The 17,139-nt window shown below is 69.9% G+C and carries 21 protein-coding genes and 1 riboswitch; of the genes, 14 read left to right on the top strand and 7 right to left on the bottom strand.

Annotation, left to right across the window (positions count from 1 at the left end; all coding sequences use genetic code 11):
• The first annotated feature begins 84 nt into the window (after positions 1–84).
• A riboswitch (SAM riboswitch) is annotated at positions 85–260 on the top strand.
• The 4 genes from thrC (at position 254) to groL (ending at position 4,517) form a co-directional block, all read left to right on the top strand.
• On the top strand, positions 254–1,564 hold the full coding sequence (thrC, locus tag KK483_RS15575) for a threonine synthase (RefSeq protein ID WP_262005835.1): 1,311 nt from the start codon (positions 254–256) through the stop codon (positions 1,562–1,564). It overlaps the preceding riboswitch by 7 nt.
• Positions 1,561–1,836, top strand: coding sequence for a MoaD/ThiS family protein (locus KK483_RS15570; RefSeq protein ID WP_262005834.1), 276 nt, complete (start codon positions 1,561–1,563; stop codon positions 1,834–1,836). The genes thrC and KK483_RS15570 overlap by 4 nt, the downstream gene beginning before the upstream one ends.
• Positions 1,837–2,272: 436 nt before the next feature.
• A complete protein-coding gene (locus KK483_RS15565) occupies positions 2,273–2,476 on the top strand; it encodes a cold-shock protein (protein WP_009339379.1) in 204 nt (67 codons plus the stop codon).
• A gap of 418 nt (positions 2,477–2,894) precedes the next feature.
• Positions 2,895–4,517, top strand: coding sequence for a chaperonin GroEL (gene groL / locus KK483_RS15560; RefSeq protein ID WP_262005833.1), 1,623 nt, complete (start codon positions 2,895–2,897; stop codon positions 4,515–4,517).
• Positions 4,518–4,683: 166 nt separating this feature from the next.
• On the opposite strand, the gene KK483_RS15555 is transcribed toward groL, so the two are convergent.
• Together KK483_RS15555 and KK483_RS15550 are read right to left on the bottom strand one after the other, a co-directional pair.
• A complete protein-coding gene (locus KK483_RS15555) occupies positions 4,684–5,019 on the bottom strand; it encodes a helix-turn-helix domain-containing protein (RefSeq protein WP_262005832.1) in 336 nt (111 codons plus the stop codon).
• Complete coding sequence (locus KK483_RS15550; protein WP_262005831.1) at positions 5,016–5,393, bottom strand: type II toxin-antitoxin system RelE/ParE family toxin; 378 nt, start codon at positions 5,391–5,393, stop codon at positions 5,016–5,018. The genes KK483_RS15555 and KK483_RS15550 overlap by 4 nt, the downstream gene beginning before the upstream one ends.
• Positions 5,394–5,517: 124 nt before the next feature.
• Between KK483_RS15550 and KK483_RS15545 the strand changes: the two genes are divergently transcribed.
• Positions 5,518–6,483: an amidohydrolase family protein gene (locus KK483_RS15545; RefSeq protein ID WP_262005830.1), complete on the top strand. Its 966-nt coding sequence runs from the start codon at positions 5,518–5,520 to the stop codon at positions 6,481–6,483.
• On the opposite strand, the gene KK483_RS15540 is transcribed toward KK483_RS15545, so the two are convergent.
• Together KK483_RS15540 and KK483_RS15535 are read right to left on the bottom strand one after the other, a co-directional pair.
• Complete coding sequence (locus tag KK483_RS15540) at positions 6,471–7,037, bottom strand: Uma2 family endonuclease (protein WP_262005829.1); 567 nt, start codon at positions 7,035–7,037, stop codon at positions 6,471–6,473. The two genes, KK483_RS15545 and KK483_RS15540, sit on opposite strands and share 13 nt — an antisense overlap.
• A complete protein-coding gene (locus KK483_RS15535) occupies positions 7,034–7,897 on the bottom strand; it encodes a hypothetical protein (protein WP_262005828.1) in 864 nt (287 codons plus the stop codon). The genes KK483_RS15540 and KK483_RS15535 overlap by 4 nt, the downstream gene beginning before the upstream one ends.
• Before the next feature lie 314 nt (positions 7,898–8,211).
• On the opposite strand from KK483_RS15535, the gene KK483_RS15530 reads away from it, so the two are divergent.
• Entirely contained in the window at positions 8,212–8,763 is a 552-nt protein-coding gene (locus tag KK483_RS15530; RefSeq protein ID WP_262005827.1) for a hypothetical protein, read from the top strand.
• A 5-nt stretch (positions 8,764–8,768) separates the two neighbouring features.
• Here the strand turns inward: KK483_RS15530 and KK483_RS15525 are convergent, their stop codons facing one another.
• Positions 8,769–9,017: a DUF397 domain-containing protein gene (locus KK483_RS15525; protein WP_262005826.1), complete on the bottom strand. Its 249-nt coding sequence runs from the start codon at positions 9,015–9,017 to the stop codon at positions 8,769–8,771.
• Positions 8,998–9,840, bottom strand: coding sequence for a helix-turn-helix transcriptional regulator (locus KK483_RS15520; RefSeq protein ID WP_262005825.1), 843 nt, complete (start codon positions 9,838–9,840; stop codon positions 8,998–9,000). The genes KK483_RS15525 and KK483_RS15520 overlap by 20 nt, the downstream gene beginning before the upstream one ends.
• 113 nt (positions 9,841–9,953) lie before the next feature.
• On the opposite strand from KK483_RS15520, the gene KK483_RS15515 reads away from it, so the two are divergent.
• The 8 genes from KK483_RS15515 to KK483_RS15480 all read left to right on the top strand — a co-directional run bounded on the left by KK483_RS15515 (position 9,954) and on the right by KK483_RS15480 (position 16,041).
• Positions 9,954–10,175, top strand: a complete 222-nt coding sequence (locus KK483_RS15515) for a hypothetical protein (RefSeq protein WP_262005824.1) — start codon at positions 9,954–9,956, stop codon at positions 10,173–10,175.
• Positions 10,172–10,375, top strand: coding sequence for a hypothetical protein (locus KK483_RS15510; RefSeq protein WP_262009824.1), 204 nt, complete (start codon positions 10,172–10,174; stop codon positions 10,373–10,375). The genes KK483_RS15515 and KK483_RS15510 overlap by 4 nt, the downstream gene beginning before the upstream one ends.
• 86 nt (positions 10,376–10,461) lie before the next feature.
• Positions 10,462–10,686: a type II toxin-antitoxin system VapB family antitoxin gene (locus KK483_RS15505; RefSeq protein WP_262005823.1), complete on the top strand. Its 225-nt coding sequence runs from the start codon at positions 10,462–10,464 to the stop codon at positions 10,684–10,686.
• On the top strand, positions 10,683–11,099 hold the full coding sequence (locus tag KK483_RS15500; protein ID WP_262005822.1) for a PIN domain-containing protein: 417 nt from the start codon (positions 10,683–10,685) through the stop codon (positions 11,097–11,099). Before KK483_RS15505 ends, KK483_RS15500 begins: the two co-directional genes overlap by 4 nt.
• Before the next feature lie 195 nt (positions 11,100–11,294).
• Positions 11,295–12,080, top strand: coding sequence for a putative protein N(5)-glutamine methyltransferase (locus KK483_RS15495; RefSeq protein ID WP_262005821.1), 786 nt, complete (start codon positions 11,295–11,297; stop codon positions 12,078–12,080).
• Positions 12,081–12,190: 110 nt separating this feature from the next.
• Positions 12,191–13,657 carry an ABC transporter permease gene (locus KK483_RS15490; RefSeq protein WP_262005820.1) on the top strand — a complete coding sequence of 489 codons (1,467 nt, stop codon included), beginning with the start codon at positions 12,191–12,193 and terminating at the stop codon, positions 13,655–13,657.
• A 47-nt stretch (positions 13,658–13,704) separates the two neighbouring features.
• Entirely contained in the window at positions 13,705–14,394 is a 690-nt protein-coding gene (locus KK483_RS15485) for an ABC transporter ATP-binding protein (protein WP_262005819.1), read from the top strand.
• 351 nt (positions 14,395–14,745) lie between these two features.
• Positions 14,746–16,041 (top strand): peptidase, encoded by a 1,296-nt coding sequence (locus KK483_RS15480; RefSeq protein WP_262005818.1) that lies wholly within the window; start codon positions 14,746–14,748, stop codon positions 16,039–16,041.
• Between the two features lie 117 nt (positions 16,042–16,158).
• Here the strand turns inward: KK483_RS15480 and murQ are convergent, their stop codons facing one another.
• Positions 16,159–17,079 carry an N-acetylmuramic acid 6-phosphate etherase gene (gene murQ / locus KK483_RS15475; protein ID WP_262005817.1) on the bottom strand — a complete coding sequence of 307 codons (921 nt, stop codon included), beginning with the start codon at positions 17,077–17,079 and terminating at the stop codon, positions 16,159–16,161.
• Between the last annotated feature and the right edge of the window lie 60 nt (positions 17,080–17,139).

The raw sequence follows: 17,139 nt of genomic DNA, 5'->3' as shown, positions 1-17,139 counted from the left end.
GGGCTTCGGTTACAGTCTTGAACAACGCGGACGACCATCGCATGCCGGGGGCATGTCGGGGCCGTCACGCCGACAATCACATACCGCTCATCCAGAGGGGCAGAGGGATACGGCCCGTTGAAGCCCCGGCAACCCTCCAGTCGGCCACGCGGCGGAAGCCGCATATCGACGCTGTCCGTCGTCAGCGGCGCGCGAGGCTCCCGGCTAGGGAAGGTGCCAAATCCGTCTCATGGCGAGATGCGCCATGAGGAAGATGAGGAGAAAGGGCCTCGCCTCCATGGCTGTAGAAACCGTTGCATCCACCACCGGCACCGTCGATCTCGGGCCTGCCTCCGGACTTTCCTGCCGTGAATGCGGCGAGGTCTTCGCGCTCGGGCCGATCTTCGCCTGCGAGCTGTGTTTCGGGCCGCTCGAAGTCAAGTACGACCTGCCGAGCGGCGACCCGGAAGCCCTGCGCAAGCAGATCGAGAACGGCCCCGCCAGCATCTGGCGCTACGCGCCGCTGCTGCCCGTCCCCGCCGACGTGGCCGCCAAGCCGAATCTGAACCCGGGCTGGACCAAGCTCGTCCAGGCCGACAACCTCGCCCGCGAGCTGGGCGTCGAGCCCGGCAGGCTCTTCGTCAAGGACGACTCCGGAAACCCGACCCACTCCTTCAAGGACCGCGTCGTCGCCCAGGCCCTGGAGGCCGCCCGCGCCTTCGGCTTCACCACCCTGTCCTGCTCGTCCACGGGCAACCTGGCGGGCGCCGTCGGCGCCGCCGCGGCCCGCGCCGGCTTCCGCTCCTGCGTCTTCATCCCGCACGACCTGGAGCAGGGCAAGATCGTCATGGCCGCCGTCTACGGCGGCGAGCTCGTCGGCATCGAGGGCACCTACGACGACGTCAACCGCTTCTGCTCCGAGCTCATCGGCGATCCGGCGGGCGAGGGCTGGGGCTTCGTCAACGTCAACCTGCGCCCGTACTACGGCGAGGGCTCCAAGACGCTCGCGTACGAGATCTGCGAGCAGCTCGGCTGGCAACTGCCCGACCAGATCGTCATCCCCATCGCCTCCGGCTCCCAGCTCACCAAGATCGACAAGGGGCTCCAGGAGCTGATCGCGCTCGGCCTCGTCGAGGACAAGCCGTACAAGATCTTCGGCGCCCAGGCGGAGGGCTGCTCCCCGGTGTCCGCCGCCTTCAAGGCCGGCCACGACGTCGTGCGCCCGCAGAAGCCCGACACGATCGCCAAGTCGCTCGCCATCGGCAACCCGGCCGACGGCCCCTACGTCCTGGACATCTGCCGCCGCACGGGCGGCGCCGTCGAGGACGTGACCGACGAGCAGATCGTGGACGCGATCAAGCTGCTGGCCCGCACCGAGGGCGTCTTCACGGAGACGGCGGGCGGGACGACCCTCGGCGTCGCGAAGAAGCTGATCGAGGCCGGCGCCATCGACCCCTCCCTCACGACGGTCGTCGTCAACACCGGCGACGGCCTGAAGACCCTTGACGCGGTGGCCCCCACCACGGGCATGACCGCCGTCATCAGCCCCAACCTGGACTCTTTCCGAGAGGCTGGCCTCGCATGAGCGTCAACGTCCGCATCCCCACCATCCTGCGCACCTACACGGGCGGCAGGGCCGAGGTCCCGGCGGAGGGCGCGACCCTCGCAGAGGTCATCGCCGACCTGGAGAAGAACCACACGGGCATCGCCGCCCGCGTCCTGGACGACCAGGGCAAGCTGCGCCGCTTCGTGAACGTGTACGTCAACGACGACGACGTCCGTTTCGAGCAGGGCCTGGAGACGGTGACGCCGGACGGCGCGGGCGTCTCGATCATCCCGGCCGTCGCCGGAGGCTGACCGCGGGCGCGGTGCCGCAGCCGACCCTCACTGCGCGTGAACAGAATTGCCCCCTCCGCAAGCTAAGCGGAGGGGGCAATTCTGCATGGTTGAGCGCGGTAGAGTTGGGGAAGCCCCCTCCGCTGCCTGTGCCAGACGCATATGAGAATGCGTTCGCACGCGTCAAGAAGCAGCCAAAGTGTTCGAGCTTGATGCGCAGTAAGTGCGCTTTGTCCGGCCCGACTTGCCCGGTAAAGCTCGGAATTCTTCCTAATTTGCCTTTCAGTGCTGCCCAGATTTCTCGTCCGACTGACCTGTTGCAGAGGGCAGTTGGACAGATACATTCAGCCGCGGTCGACGCGTTCCGGCGCACGCCTCCGCCTGTTCCGGAGGTGAGGTCTGACCCGGGTCCGCGAAGTGCGGTCCTGTGCAAGGGCCAGTAATAGGGGAGTTAGGCATGGCTCAGGGCACCGTCAAGTGGTTCAACGCGGAGAAGGGTTACGGCTTCATCGCGGTCGACGGTGGTGCGGATGTTTTCGTCCACTACAGCGCGATCCAGATGGACGGTTACCGCACCCTGGAGGAGGGCCAGCGGGTCGAGTTCGAGATCTCGCAGGGCCAGAAGGGGCCGCAGGCGGACATGGTCCGTTTGGCCGGCTGAAGCGCCGACCGACTGCAGCAACGCGACGGAGGGCCCGTACCCGGGAGGGTGCGGGCCCTCCGTCACGTCCGGGCCGCCGCGCGCGCATCCCGGGCCGCGGCGTGACGTGTCCCGGGCATCTGCGGGCATCTGCGTGACGTGTCCTGGGCGTCTACGTGACGCGTCCTGGGCATCTGTGTGACGCATCCCGGGCTGCCGCGTGGCGCGTGTCCGCGATCCGTCTCAGCCGCTTGCACTCTCGGGGGGCGAGTGCTAATCATTGGCGTTAGCACTCTCCGAGTGAGAGTGACAACAAAGGACCGGGTCGGTGAGGCCCGCAGGCCGGGTGGGGCAAGGAACCACAAGGCATGCAGGCCGTCCGTCGCGGGCGCCAGCGCGGTCCGGAGAAATCCACCCCAGTCCGGGAGGACCACTTCACATGGCCAAGATCATCGCGTTCGACGAGGAGGCACGGCGCGGTCTCGAGCGCGGGATGAACCAGCTCGCCGACGCCGTCAAGGTCACCCTTGGCCCCAAGGGCCGGAACGTCGTCCTCGAGAAGAAGTGGGGCGCCCCCACGATCACCAACGATGGTGTCTCCATCGCCAAGGAGATCGAGCTCGAGGACCCGTACGAGAAGATCGGCGCCGAGCTGGTCAAGGAAGTCGCCAAGAAGACGGACGACGTCGCCGGCGACGGTACGACCACCGCGACCGTCCTCGCCCAGGCGCTCGTCCGCGAGGGCCTGCGCAACGTGGCGGCCGGCGCCAACCCCATGGCCCTGAAGCGCGGCATCGAGAAGGCCGTCGAGGCCGTCTCCGGCGCCCTGCTCGACCAGGCCAAGGAGGTCGAGACCAAGGAGCAGATCGCCTCCACCGCCTCCATCTCCGCCGCCGACACCCAGATCGGCGAGCTCATCGCCGAGGCGATGGACAAGGTCGGCAAGGAAGGCGTCATCACCGTCGAGGAGTCCCAGACCTTCGGTCTGGAGCTGGAGCTCACCGAGGGTATGCGCTTCGACAAGGGCTACATCTCGGCGTACTTCGCCACCGACATGGAGCGTATGGAGGCCTCGCTGGAGGACCCGTACATCCTGATCGTCAACTCCAAGGTCTCCTCGGTGAAGGACCTGCTCCCGCTCCTCGAGAAGGTCATGCAGTCGGGCAAGCCGCTGCTGATCATCGCCGAGGACGTCGAGGGCGAGGCCCTGTCGACCCTGGTCGTCAACAAGATCCGTGGCACCTTCAAGTCCGTCGCCGTCAAGGCCCCGGGCTTCGGCGACCGCCGCAAGGCCATGCTCGGCGACATCGCCATCCTCACCGGTGGCACGGTCATCTCCGAGGAGGTCGGCCTCAAGCTCGAGAACGCGGGCCTGGACCTGCTGGGCCGCGCCCGCAAGGTCGTCATCACCAAGGACGAGACCACGATCGTCGACGGTGCCGGTGACAGCGACCAGGTTGCCGGTCGCGTCAACCAGATCCGCGCCGAGATCGAGAACTCCGACTCGGACTACGACCGCGAGAAGCTCCAGGAGCGCCTCGCGAAGCTGGCCGGCGGCGTGGCCGTCATCAAGGCCGGCGCCGCGACCGAGGTCGAGCTCAAGGAGCGCAAGCACCGCATCGAGGACGCCGTCCGCAACGCGAAGGCGGCCGTCGAGGAGGGCATCGTCGCCGGTGGTGGCGTGGCCCTGCTCCAGGCCTCCCAGGTCTTCGAGAAGCTCGAGCTCGACGGCGACGAGGCGACCGGCGCCAACGCCGTGAAGCTCGCGCTGGAGGCCCCGCTCAAGCAGATCGCCGTCAACGGTGGTCTCGAGGGTGGCGTCGTCGTGGAGAAGGTCCGCAACCTCCAGGTCGGCCACGGCCTGAACGCTGCGACCGGCGAGTACGTCGACATGATCGCCGAGGGCATCATCGACCCGGCGAAGGTCACGCGCTCCGCGCTGCAGAACGCGGCCTCCATCGCCGCGCTCTTCCTCACCACCGAGGCCGTCATCGCCGACAAGCCGGAGAAGGCCGCCGCGGCCGCTCCGGGCGGCATGCCGGGCGGTGACATGGACTTCTGATCGACCTCTGGTCGATCAACCGTCCTGAAGACCGAGGGCGGCACCCCTACTCCCAGGGGGTGCCGCCCTCGGGCGTTGTCCGGGCGGGGCGGGCCGCCCGGCTGCTGTCTGGGTCGGCCGTGTGGATCGACCGCATGGGTCGGCAGCCGGGCCGCCTGGCCCTGGGTCAGGCCGCCGGGTGTGCGACGAACTTGACCTCTTCGTGGTCCTCGTCCAGAGCGATGTTGAGCGAGGCGTTGAGTGCGTGCGCCAGCCGACGGAGCAGGGGGAGCGTCGGCACGGCGTCGGCCCCTTCGACACGGGAGATCTTGGCCTGAGTGAGCCCCGCGCGCTCGGCGACCTCGGCCTGGGAGAGCCCGAGCTCCTGTCGGCGGTCATAGACGGCCTTGGCAAAGGCCATCGCCAGCCGGATCTCCGACCGCCGGGCCACGGCCTCCGGGGACTCGATGTGCCCCTGGTCGAGCTTCTTCTCGCGGGCCAGTCTCCAGCGGGAATGGTTCATGACGCGTCCCCTCTCTCCGTCCGGCTGTATGTGGTGTGAGCCGGGCCGTGCTCGGACTCGCACACTTTACGAGCGGCCACTGCGCGGGCAATCTGAGCGCCTTCGTGCATCCGGGTCTTGCGGAAGACCGTGAGCAGCACGATCCGATGTCCCGCCGCGAACCAGTACGTGATCCGCGTGGCCACGCCACCCAGCGTGGGCCGAAGCTCATAAACGCTCTCTCTCAGCGGGCGAGCGAAGGGCATGGGCGTACGAGTGCCCAGGGTGGCCAGCAGGTCTGCGTACTCTTCCACCTTTCGGTGGTGGCCGATGGGAATGAGGTCGAGCCAGGAACGCACTTCGGGCTCGACCTCGATCACGTGCAGGGCATCCATGTCGCGCACGATATATGTCGTCGTCGACATACTACCCGCGGGCGGCGATTCTCTCACCACTACGGATGACGCAGCGCCGAACGCATGGGTGGCGGGCCCGCCGGGGCGGAGTGAAGCTGAAAGCGTGCGGACCGATGTGCACGCCCATCTGTGGAGCGAGGAGTATCTGCGGCTCCTCGACTCCTACGGGCGCGACGACACCGGGACCGCGCGAGGGCTGGGCGCCGGGGACGGTGAGGCGGAGCTCGGGACGCGGTTCGCGATGAACGACGCCGCCGGGATCGAGCACCAGATCCTGTCCGTGTCGCCGCAGACCCCGTACTTCCCGGACGAGACGCACGCCGTCACTGCCGCGCGCCTCGCCAACGACCACTACGCGGAGGTCGTACGGGCCTGGCCCGAGCGCTTCTCCGCCTTCGCCGCGCTTCCGCTGCCACACCTGGACGCCTCGCTGAAGGAGTTGACGCGGGCGCTCGACGAGCTCGGGATGGCGGGGGCCGGGGTGACGACGTCGGTGCTCGGGCGCAGCCTCGGGGACCCCCTATTCGCCCCCGTTCTCGAGGAGTTGGACCGCAGGGGCTCGGTGCTGAGCCTGCACCCGGCGGGCCGCGACGCCGGGACGCCGCTGATCGCCGAGAACCGGATGCGGTGGATGGTCGGCGCGCCCATGGAGGACACCATCTGTGCGATGCACCTGATGCTCGAAGGCATCCCCAGCCGCTACCCGCGCCTGCGCATCGTCCACTCCCATCTCGGCGGCGCGCTGCCCATGCTGCTGCCACGGGCCGACGAGCACATCCCCTGGGAGGCCCCCGACATCCCCGAACTGCCGACGGTCGCGGCCCGCCGTATGTACTACGACACCGTCGCCCACGGCCACGAGCCCGCCCTGCGCGCGGCGGCCGAGTCGTTCGGCCCGGACCGGCTGATGCTCGGCACGGACTTCCCGTACCAGACGGGCGCCGGGCTGCGCCGGGCCGTCACCTTCATCGAGGAGACGCTGATGCCGGAGGCGGCGGAGGAGGTCCTGGAGGCGGGTGCGGGGCTGCTTCCGCAGGGGCGCGACCGCGAGGGCGGTCAGCGGGTGTAGTCCTTGAGCCTCTCGGTGGCCAGGGTGACGTTGACGGGGTCGGGGAGGGTGACGGTGTCGCCGTACTTGTAGGTGGGGTGCTGCTGGTACGTGCCGTGCCGCGGCTCACTGTTCACGGTGATGCTGCCCGCCTCGCGGTTGACGAGGAGGCAGACCGGGATGTCGGCCTCTGCATAGCCGGCACACTTCTCGTGGAGGTCTCGGCGGTCGGTACCGAGGTCGCGGGGCGTGATCTCGACGACCATGAGGACACCGGCACAGTGGGTCCACGCACTCTGCCCGGCAAAGTGACCGATATGGGCGAGGGCACCATCCGGCATGTACCTGCCGCGGAGCTCGGATTCGGTCCGGAGGCTCGCGTAGGGATACAGGGCCAGCTCTGGGCGGAGCAGGAGCAGCGTGCGGGTCAGATACGCCAGGATCGAGCCGTGGCAGCCGTCCGAAGGCGGCTTGACCTCCAACCTGCCTCGGATGAACTCCAACCACACGGTCTCCGGGGACTGCTGGGCAAGCTCCTCGAATTCTGACGCGAGCATGTGGGCACGCGCGGTCATGTGCGATTCCTTTCGCTCGGGCGGGTTGCCGCCGTGCGGACATCAGCCATGTGGGCGCGGACCTGGTCCGGGGAGAGGCCGCCGGTACGAGGCGCCGGGGCGGGCTCGCCCCGGCAGGATCCGCAGTCGCCGCCGCGCAGGGACTCCGCGCGATACGGCGCACCGCACTTGCCGCATTCGAGGAGGCGGAGGGGTGGCGGGGGCGGGGGAGCGGGCTCGGGTGGGAGTTTGTCGGTGAGGCGGCGGCGGGCGAGGGCCGCCGGGTGGTGGACCGGGACCGGGAGGCCGGCGGTGAGGGCGCGCAGGACGTCCCGCTCCGTGGCGCCGCGCACGAACCACTCCTCCACCAAGGGTGCCAACTGCGCGCACTCGACGGCGGACAGTGACATGACCGGCGCCTCCCGACCCAGTGCCGCGAGCAGGATCATCGCCCGTGAGCGGGTCGGCGGCGGCCGGTCGTCCGGTACGTCGCCGCGCCGGTACGCCGCCCACCACGCGTCGTCGCGTGCCGTACGGGACCACCACGTTCGGGTGATCCAGCGCGCGCTCCCCGAACCGGCCATGTGCTCGCGTCCGCGCCGTAGGTGACCGGCGGCCTGGATGCGGTTGAGGGCCGTACGCAGGGCGCACTGGCCGTACGGCAGCACCTTGGCCAGCGTCTTCACGGAGATGTCGGCCCCGTCCTTGAGCCGGTCGATGTACGCGGCGATGGCGGCCTCGCGGGGCGGGAGGTGCGCGAAGTCGGCGGCGGTACGGGGTTGTTGCCCGAGGACCGTGCGCTTGCCGTAGCCGGGATTGGCCATCGGGTGCGGGGTCGCGTGCGTGGGGAGGAACGCAGCACTAAGCTGGCTGTCAGCCATCTGGATCGACCTTACCGATCTTGGTGGTCAAGCCCCCGCAGGTGTTCCCGCACCTGACGGGGGCTGTTCGTTTTCCGGACACGCTAGAGCGTCGCCACCCTGCGTGGCAAGTTCGTCGCACATAGTCAACTGGCAAGGGTGGGCGGGTGGGTTGAGGCCCTGAAACCATTCCTTGAACAAGGCGTTCGGAGCCCGAGGCTCAAGCTCCGACCGACGGTCGGCGGGTCCCTCGACCGGCCCAACGCCTGCCGTGTGAGGGCGGTGAAAGCTCCGGAGGCCGCTTACGGTGTGTCATCGGAAGGTTCGGGTGATACGTGGTGGATTCGGAACAGCAGAGCGGCCCGGCGATGACTCCGGACGGCGTTCCCGCCACCGCCGCCCGCGCGGGTGAGACCGTCGCCGCACGGCTCAAGGAACGGATCTACGCGACCATCACCCTGACCGCCGTCGTGGTCGCGCTGGCCGAGACGGACCATCCCGAGCACACCGAATCGGCGCTCACCGTGGCCGTGACCGCGCTCGGGGTCTGGCTGGCCACACTCGTCGCCGACGAGCAGTCCCACCGCGCGCTGACCGGCCGCAACGCGACCTGGCCGGAGATCCGCACCGCCCTGCACGTCTCCAGCCCCCTGCTGCTCACCGCGGTGGGCCCGCTGGTGCTGATCGGCGCCTCGGCGCTCGGCTTCCTGGAGCTGGAGACCGCCCTGCTGGTCAGCGCCGGGGTCGAGGTCGCCACCCTGTTCGTGTGGGGCTGGCGAACGGGTCTTGGCATGGGCAACGGGCGGCTGAGCGCGCTGATTTCAGGGCTCGTCGACACCGCGATCGGCGTGAGCGTGGTGGCCGTGAAGCTCCTCGCGGGTCACTGAGCTTTTCAGCGGCGCTGCTTGAGCCCCGTTACGAAGACGGACCAGGCGGCGGCCTGGAACGCGAGCTTCGGGCCGCCGGGGTTCTTGGAGTCGCGGACGGGGACGAGGCCGGGGTGGGCGTCGGAGACTTCGAGGCAGTCGGCACCGTCGCCACCGCTGTAGGTCGACTTGCGCCACCGGCCGACTTCCACGCAGTCGCCGCCGTCGCCGCCGCTGTAGCTGGACTTGCGCCAATCAAGGCTGCTGATCTGCATGTGCGTAATCCTCCGCCACCGATTCGATCAGGGCCAGGGATTCGGCTGGGGAGAGCGCGCTGGCCGCGAGCAAATCGTAGGTCAGTTCGTGCCGGGTGACAGTGGCCGGGTCGTCCTCCAGGCGGCCTGTCTCCGGCCCCTGGAGATACGTAAGCGGTGGTGCGTCCTCGAAAGACATCAGCTTCAAGGAGCCGGTCATGGCTGCGTGCGCGCCCGCCGCGAACTGCAGCACCTGCACGATGATCCGGTGCCGTCGCGCCATCACCGTCACATGGCGCAACGCCTCCGCCATCGCCGCCGGGCTGCCCACCTTCCTGCGCAGCACCGCCTCGTCAAGGACCGCCCACAACTGAGGCTTTGTTGGATCGTCGAGCAGCCGTGCCCGGTCCAGCCGGTTCTCCACCAGCCCGTCGATGACCTCCTCCGGCGCCGTCGGCTGGTACGCCCGGAACACCGCCCGCGCGTACGCCTCCGTCTGCAACAGGCCGGGGATCAGCAGCGGCGCGTACTCCCTGATCGCCGTCGCGATCGCTTCCGCCTCCGCCGCCTCGGCGAAGTGGTCCGGGTACTTCGACCTGTTCGCTGCCTTGCAGTTGCGCTCGAAGAAGCCGTCCGTGCCGAGTATGTCGTCGATGCGGTGCGCGATGTCGGGCAGCATCCGGCGCGTACCCGCCTCCAGCTGGCCGATGAACGACGCGCTCACGAACAGCGGCTCGCCCAGCTCGCGCTGGCTCAGGCCCGCCTTCTCGCGGGCGTGGCGGAGCTCCGCGCCGAGCAGGGCGCGGGGAGAGGTGGACGGATCTAGGTCCTTCGGGCCGGGCATGTCAACTCCAGGTCGCACATGTGGGGTTGTTGGGCCTGTGTCCCTGTTCACGGTAGCGACGCATCGCCACGCTGTGTGCGGAAAGCGAACACTCAGCGTGGAGGTGCCAGGTCATGGCGATGCGATCGGCGGAGCGGCTGCGGGCCGCGGAGGAAGTCGTGGCACACCTGCGGGGCGAGCTCGACGGGGCGGGCGTGACCCTGCCGTCCCTGCGGGTCGACCTCGTGTCGCTGGCGGGCGACTCGGAGACGTGTCCGCTCGTCGAGCTCGGCCGCTGCAACCTGGACACGGCGCTGCGGCTGGCCGTCGTCCTGCACGAGGGGCGCAAGCGGTGAAGGCGGGCGACTTCGTGGTCGACGCGCGCGACGGGCGCATCGGGCGGGTCATGGGGCGCGAAGGTCCGTACGTACAGCTGCGGCCGCCGGGCGGCGGGCGGGAGTGGGACTGCCCGCCGGACGCGCTGCGGCCGGCACCACCGGGCGAGGTGCTGCGGGCGCGGGTCAGGGAGCGGAACCGGGAAGGACGGCTGCCGTGAATGGACATGTCCTGACGAAGGTATCCCTCGTATGTACACTCAGAGGGGCGGCAAGGTCCTATTCATGTACAGAATGCGAGGTCGAGATGTCCCTGACGCACATCGACATCGATGACGAGGCCTTGGAGACGGCCAAGCGGCTGGGCGGCCACCGGACCAAGACGGCTGCCGTTGCGAAGGCGCTGGAGGAGTACAACAAGCGCCTGCTGCGTGCTGCCGCGTATGACAGATACTTCGAGCTCGCGCAGGGCTGGGACCTCGAAGGAGCCGAGGCTGCACATAAGGCTGAGAAGGGTGAGGGTCCTCGGTGAGCGTCTATCTGCTCGACTCGTCTGCCTTATGGCGCTTGCTGCGTGACGAGAGGCTCCGTTCTGCCTGGCGGGAAACAGCCATGGACGGGGACATTCGTTCCTGCTACCCGCAGCGGGCGGAGTTCCTGAAGTCGGCACGTGACCTCACGGAGTACGAGGAGCGCAGCTCGATGTTCGACGATCTCTACGAGGACGCATCCCTCCCCAAAGGAGCGGCGCAGTGGGTCGGCGGACTCCAGCGCCGGGCTGCGGAGCGCGGAGCCCATCAGGCGTTGTCGGCTGTCGATCTCCTGGTCTGTGCGACCGCTGCTCATCACGGCCTCATCGTTCTTCACGACGACAAGGATTTCGTGACCGCCGCCCGCTTCGCCGTCGAACTCCAGCAGCACAACGTGCACGATGGGCCGCGCTGAGAGCGGACAACAGAGTGCCGCTGAACCAGGGCCTCGGCGGCCCCGGCGCGGGGTAAGGTGGCGGCCTCAGCCGTACACGGACCAGGGACACAGGAGGTGAGACCCATTACCGCTGTTGCAGGCCGGGTGCTCGCCTCCGCGTCGTCGTAGAGAGCGCGTGAGAGGAGCCCCGTTCGGATTTCCGAGAGGCTCCCGTTGTTCTCCTTTTCTGACCCTTCAGCCGTCGTCACCCGTCTTCGCACCGCCGGGTGCGTCTTCGCCGAGGACGAGGCCGGGCTGATCCTCGCCACCGCCCGTACGGACGCCGAACTCGCCGCCATGGTGGGCAGACGTGTCGACGGGCATCCCCTTGAACACGTGCTCGGCTGGGCCGAGTTCTGCGGGCTGCGGATCGCCGTGGACGGGGGTGTGTTCGTGCCGCGGCGTCGTACGGAGTTCCTGGTACGGCAGGCCGTCGGCGCCCGGCCGGACGCGGGTGTCGTCGTCGACCTGTGCTGCGGGTCGGGGGCGGTGGGGGCCGCGCTGGCCGCCGGGCTTCCGGGGGTGGAGCTGCACGCCGCCGACGTCGACACGGTGGCCGTGCGGTGCGCGCGGCGGAATGTGTCCGGGCGCGGGCGCGTGTACGAAGGGGACCTGTTCGCGGCGCTGCCCGACGGCCTGCGCGGGCGTGTCGACATCCTCGCCGCCAACGTGCCGTACGTACCCACCGAGGAGGTCGGCCTCCTGCCCGCCGAGGCCCGCGTGCACGAGCCGCTCGTCGCGCTCGACGGCGGCGCGGACGGGCTGGACGTCCTGCGGCGGGTGACCGGGGAGGCGGGGGAGTGGCTGGCGCCCGGTGGGGTGCTGCTCTTCGAGACGAGCGAGCGGCAGGCGGCAGACGCGGTCGAGGCCGTCGGCCGCAGCGGTCTCGTGCCACACGTCGCCGTCTGCGACGAGCTGTACGCCACCGTCGTCATCGGGCTGAGGCCAGGCGCGTCCTAAGGGCCCGCGGTGAAGCGGACCGTGCGGTCGACGGGCCGTCCGGCCAACACTCATGCGCCTCTCATCCGGGACTTAACCCACCCTCACACCGCGTACCTAGCTTTCGCGCCATGTTCTTCACCTACCTCAGGCGCGAACTGCGCCGCCGCAGGAAGGCGGCGCTCGTCGTCGCCTCGGGGCTTGCTCTCGGGATCGCCCTCGTCATCGTCGTCAGCTCGGTCTCCGCCGGGATGAACCAGGCGCAGGGGAAAGTGCTGGAGTCGCTGTACGGGCTCGGGACCGATATGACGGTCACCAAGGCCGCGCCGCCGCCGGGGGAGGGGGAGGGGGAGACGGTGCGGCGGCCGCGCTTCCAGTTCGACGCGAAGGAAGAGGGCGACGGTGAGCAGAGCCAGGACCTCGTCATGGTCGAGGGGTTCGAGGCGCTCGCGGCGTCGACCGTTGCGCAGGTCGCCGAGCAGGACGGGGTCGCGGACGCCGTCGGAGGGCTGAACGTACGGGTCGTGAAGGTCGACGGGGAGTTCAGGCGCGGGGAGTTCAAGCAGGACTCCGGGGGGAAGACCATGCGGGGCGGTCCGCCGACCGGGGAGGTGCGCGGTGGTGGGGCCGACTTCGACGTCAACTCGTACTCCGTGTACGGGACCGACGTCGCGCGTCAGACGCTCGGGCCGCTGACCTCGTCGAAGATCACGTCCGGGCGTACGTTCAAGGAGTCGGAGACCGACGCGAAGGTCGCCGTCGTCGACAGCGCGTACGCGAAGGAGCAGAAGCTCTCGGTCGGCGGGACGCTGACGATCTCCGGGACGAAGTACAGCATCATCGGCATCGCGACGGCGGACAGCGGCGACGCGGCCGCCAACGTCTATCTGCCGCTCGCGCAGGCGCAGACGCTGGCCGACGCGAAGGACAAGGTCACCACGGTCTATGTGCAGGCGGCCGACTCGCAGCGCATCGACGGGGTGAAGGACACCATCCAGAAGAACATCCCCGGCACGACGGTGACGACCTCCTCCGATCTGGCGCAGACGGTCTCCGGCTCGCTGTCGACCGCGTCGGACCTCGCCTCCGGCGTCGGCAAGTGGCTGTCGATCGTGGTGCTCGCGGCGGCATTCCTGGTGGCAGGGCTGCTGACGTCGGCGGCGGTGAGCCGGCGGGTGCGGGAGTTCGGCACGCTGAAGGCGCTGGGGTGGAAGAGCCGCCGGGTCACCGGGCAGGTGGCCGGTGAGGCACTGGTGAACGGGCTGATCGGCGGCGCCCTCGGCATCGGTGTCGGGCTGGCCGGCGCATGGGCGATCACGGCGTTCAGCCCCACGCTCACCGCGCAGTTGGGGGCCGGCGGGGGCCCGCAGAGCCTGGGCGGCGGTGGTGGTGGCCGGATGCTCGCCGGCGGGCCGGGCGGGGCCGCCCGGGAGAGCGCGTCGAAGGCCCTCGACATCGCACTGACGGCCCCCGTGTCGCTGACCACCATCGGGCTGGCCGTCGCCCTCGCCGTCGCCGGCGGGCTGATCGCGGGCGGATTCGGCGGTTGGCGGGCGTCGCGGCTGCGGCCTGCGGACGCACTGCGCCGCGTCGAGTAGCCCCCGGCATCCCGAATTCTCTTACGTATCACAGGAGTTGACCGACGATGTACGAACTCACCGGTGTCGCCAAGCGCTATCGGCGCGGCAAGGACACCATCCAGGCCCTCGACGGGGTCGACCTGACCATCGAGGACGGCGGGCGGCTGGTCATCCAGGGCCCCACGGGCGGCGGCAAGTCCACGCTGCTCCAGATGCTCGGCGGGCTCGACCGGCCGAGCGCGGGATCCGTCGTACTCGACGGGGTCGACCTGGCGACCCTGCCGGAGGCCCGGCTGACACGGGTACGGGCGGAGAAGATCGGCTTCGTCTTCCAGAGCTTCAACCTGGTGCCGACGCTGACCGCTCAGGAGAACGTGGAGACCGCGCTCGTACCGCTCGGGCTGAAGGCCCGCGAGCGGCGGGAGCGGGCCGGCGAGGCGCTGGCCTCGGTGGGGCTCGGGGAGCGGCGCGGCCATTTGCCCGGCGAGCTGTCGGGCGGCCAGCAGCAGCGGGTCGCGATCGCCCGGGCGCTGGTGAAGCGGCCGGCGGTGCTGCTGGCCGACGAACCGACGGGCAATCTGGACGAGTCCATGCGCGACGAGATCATGGAGCTGCTGGAGGGGTTGTGGGAGGAGAACGGCCTCACGTTCGTCATGGTCACCCATGACTCGGCGCTGGCGCGACGGGCGCCGAAGGTGGCGACGATCAGGAAGGGCCGGGTGGAGCTCAGGGTGCAGGCGGTGGGGAGCGGCTGAGGGGCGGGGACCCCAACCCTCGGGCCCGGCCGGCGGAAGCGATCTGTCCTGCCGGGCCCGTGCGGCCGTGTATCCCCCCGGCGCGCTCGGACGCCGTGGACGGGCGTGGGGTGACTGGGATGACTGGGATGACATGGACCACAGAAAAAGTGCCGCCTCGGTGGGCAACTGTCCGCATTAGGACCGTTTCCTGCGCCGGTGCGTCGCAACCGCCGCTTAGGAGTGCGGAAAACTCCCGTTGCCCTTCCGGGTTCTGGTCATACGATCACAAGGTCGACGCGCCGCGTGAGCAGATCCGCAGGCGCTCGCCCCTCGCGCTCTCGATCACCCTTCGACCAGAGAAGGTTCCACTTGAAGATTCGCCGCGTCCTCGCGACCGCCGTAGCCGCCGCCCTGACCACCCCGGTCGTCCTCCTCTCCGCCGCGCCCGCGTTCGCGGACCAGAAGCCGGCCGTGCAGAGCGAGCAGCAGCAGCCGACGATCGAGGAGCTGAAGGCCGCCGTCGCCGCCGCGCAGAAGGCGTACGACGAGGCCGTCATCGAGCTCGACAAGCGCATGAAGGCATTCGAAGCTCTGGATGAGGAGACCCACCCGCTCCGGGTCGCCGTCGCCGAGGCGAAGAAGGCCGCCGAGGCGGCCGCCTCGGCCAAGGTCGAGGCCGACCAGGCCGTCGTGGATGCGCAGGCCAAGGTGGACGCCGTCATGGCCGACCCCGAGGCCACCGACGACGAGCGGGTCGAGGCCGCCAGGGTGCTCGGCGTGGCCCAGGAGGCCGCCAAGACGGCCGCTGACGCCAAGACGGCTGCCGACGCAAAGGCCGTCGAGGTGCGCACGACCCTGGACGATGCCCGGGTTGCCGCGGCCCGGCAGATCCACCTCGCCCAGGAGGCGAAGAAGAAGGCTCAGAAGGAGCTCGACGCCGCCAAGAAGGCGCTGGCCGACGCGGAGGAGGAGGCGGGCGAGGAGCCCCTCCCGGAGTGCGTCGCCGAGCCCAAGCTGACCACCGTCGTCACCGGTCTTCCGGAGAAGGTCGTCGGCGGTACGACGGTCGCCTTCACGCTGCGCGTCACCAACGGCACCGGCAAGGCGATGGACGAGGTGTACCCGTTCGTGGGTCTCCGCGCCTTCGACGAGAAGGGTGTCAAGGAGCTCGACTCCCACCTCGACCTGGAGTGGTCCACCGCCGCGAACCCGGACTGGGAGGACGTCGACCCGAGGTCCGGCCCGATCGTCGGCTCGCTCAAGGCCAAGTCCTCGGTGGACGTGAAGCTGCGGCTGAAGATCGACGCCGAGATCCCGGCCGGTCAGGGCGCTGTCGGCGTGGCGGCCGACTACTACAACAACGACGAGTCCTGCGGCGGTTCGCCGGACATCAACGAGTACGTGTTCCAGATCCTGACCAAGGGCAGCAACCCGGGCAACGTCGATGACGCCGAAGGCGAGCCCGGCGAGCCCAACGACCCGACCCCGCAGGGCGGTACCTCCACCCCCTCGGCGAACGGGACCACCGGTGGCGACGGCTCGCTCGCCGCGACCGGTTCGAGCGACGTCATGCCGCAGTTCGCCCTCGCGAGCGGCGCGGCCCTCGTGCTCGGTGCCGGGGCGGTCGTCGTCGCCCGCCGCCGCAAGGCCGGTGCCGGCGCCTGACAGCAGGCGGAGTGACGGCAAGGGCCCACGTCCCCCGGGGGACGTGGGCCCTTGCCGTGTGCCGGTCGGGGAGCGGCCTCGCCGCCGCCCGTGCCGCCGGGTGCCGCCCGGTGCCGCTCAGTCGCCGAGCGCCTCGCGCAGATGGCCCCGGGTCTCCTTCAGACGGGTCGTCGCCGTCGGGGCGTCGATGCCGGACAGCACCATCAGGATCGCCGTCTTCACCTCGCCGTCCGCCGCCGTGAGCGCCGCCTCGATGTCCTCGTCCGCCGCGCCCGTCGCCAGGGAGACGATGCGGCGCGAGCGGGCGTGCAGTTTCTCGTTGGAGGCGCGGACGTCGACCATCAGGTTCCCGTAGGTCTTGCCGAGCCGGATCATCGTGATGGTCGAGATCATGTTGAGGACGAGCTTCTGGGCCGTGCCTGCCTTCAACCGGGTGGATCCGGTGAGGAGTTCGGGCCCGACGACGACCTCGATGCCGTGGTCGGCGGCGGCCGCCAGCGCGCTCTCCGGGTTGCAGGACAGACCGATCGTCAGCGCGCCGACGCAGCGGGCGTGCTCGACCGCGCCGATGGCGTACGGCGTGCGGCCGGAGGCCGAGATGCCGACGACGGTGTCATCGGGGGTGAGGCCGAGGCCGTCCAGGTCCCGTGCCGCCAGCTCCTCGGAGTCCTCGGCGCCCTCGACCGACCGCACCATCGCCTCGGCGCCGCCCGCGATCAGGCCGACGACCTCGTCAGGGCCGGTGTTGAAGGTCGGCGGGCACTCGCTGGCGTCCAGCACGCCGAGCCGGCCCGCCGTGCCCGCGCCCGCGTAGATCAGCCGGCCGCCGCGGGCCATCCGCTCCGCCGTCGCGTCGATCGCGGCCGCGATGGCGGGAAGCTGCGTGGCGACGGCGCCGGGCACCGACCGGTCCTCGCCGTTCATGATCCGGGCGATGTCGAGCGTGGGCAGTCGGTCGATCTCGGCGAGCTCGGGGCGGAACGCCTCGGTGGTGAGGGTGGCCAGCTGAGCCCGGAGTGCGTTGTACGTGGATGTCATAGAGGCGCGGCTCTTTCGATGGGTGCAGCCATGCGTGCAGCTGTTGGGTGGTCGTCAGCG

The sequence above is a fragment of the Streptomyces sp. FIT100 genome, assembly GCF_024584805.1.
Classification (GTDB): domain Bacteria; phylum Actinomycetota; class Actinomycetes; order Streptomycetales; family Streptomycetaceae; genus Streptomyces.
Note: the sequence above shows the minus strand (reverse complement) of the source record. Positions and strands in the feature narration are given on the sequence as shown.

Coding starts and splice junctions, on each gene's coding strand:
- KK483_RS15505 (WP_262005823.1), top strand. CDS start 10,462: ATGTCCCTGACGCACATCGACATCGATGACGAGGCCTTGGAGACGGCC.
- KK483_RS15525 (WP_262005826.1), bottom strand. CDS start 9,017: ATGCAGATCAGCAGCCTTGATTGGCGCAAGTCCAGCTACAGCGGCGGC.
- thrC (WP_262005835.1), top strand. CDS start 254: ATGAGGAGAAAGGGCCTCGCCTCCATGGCTGTAGAAACCGTTGCATCC.
- KK483_RS15515 (WP_262005824.1), top strand. CDS start 9,954: ATGGCGATGCGATCGGCGGAGCGGCTGCGGGCCGCGGAGGAAGTCGTG.
- KK483_RS15520 (WP_262005825.1), bottom strand. CDS start 9,840: ATGCCCGGCCCGAAGGACCTAGATCCGTCCACCTCTCCCCGCGCCCTG.
- KK483_RS15535 (WP_262005828.1), bottom strand. CDS start 7,897: ATGGCTGACAGCCAGCTTAGTGCTGCGTTCCTCCCCACGCACGCGACC.
- KK483_RS15555 (WP_262005832.1), bottom strand. CDS start 5,019: ATGAACCATTCCCGCTGGAGACTGGCCCGCGAGAAGAAGCTCGACCAG.
- murQ (WP_262005817.1), bottom strand. CDS start 17,079: ATGACATCCACGTACAACGCACTCCGGGCTCAGCTGGCCACCCTCACC.
- KK483_RS15540 (WP_262005829.1), bottom strand. CDS start 7,037: ATGACCGCGCGTGCCCACATGCTCGCGTCAGAATTCGAGGAGCTTGCC.
- KK483_RS15570 (WP_262005834.1), top strand. CDS start 1,561: ATGAGCGTCAACGTCCGCATCCCCACCATCCTGCGCACCTACACGGGC.
- KK483_RS15550 (WP_262005831.1), bottom strand. CDS start 5,393: ATGGATGCCCTGCACGTGATCGAGGTCGAGCCCGAAGTGCGTTCCTGG.
- KK483_RS15565 (WP_009339379.1), top strand. CDS start 2,273: ATGGCTCAGGGCACCGTCAAGTGGTTCAACGCGGAGAAGGGTTACGGC.
- KK483_RS15490 (WP_262005820.1), top strand. CDS start 12,191: ATGTTCTTCACCTACCTCAGGCGCGAACTGCGCCGCCGCAGGAAGGCG.
- KK483_RS15485 (WP_262005819.1), top strand. CDS start 13,705: ATGTACGAACTCACCGGTGTCGCCAAGCGCTATCGGCGCGGCAAGGAC.
- groL (WP_262005833.1), top strand. CDS start 2,895: ATGGCCAAGATCATCGCGTTCGACGAGGAGGCACGGCGCGGTCTCGAG.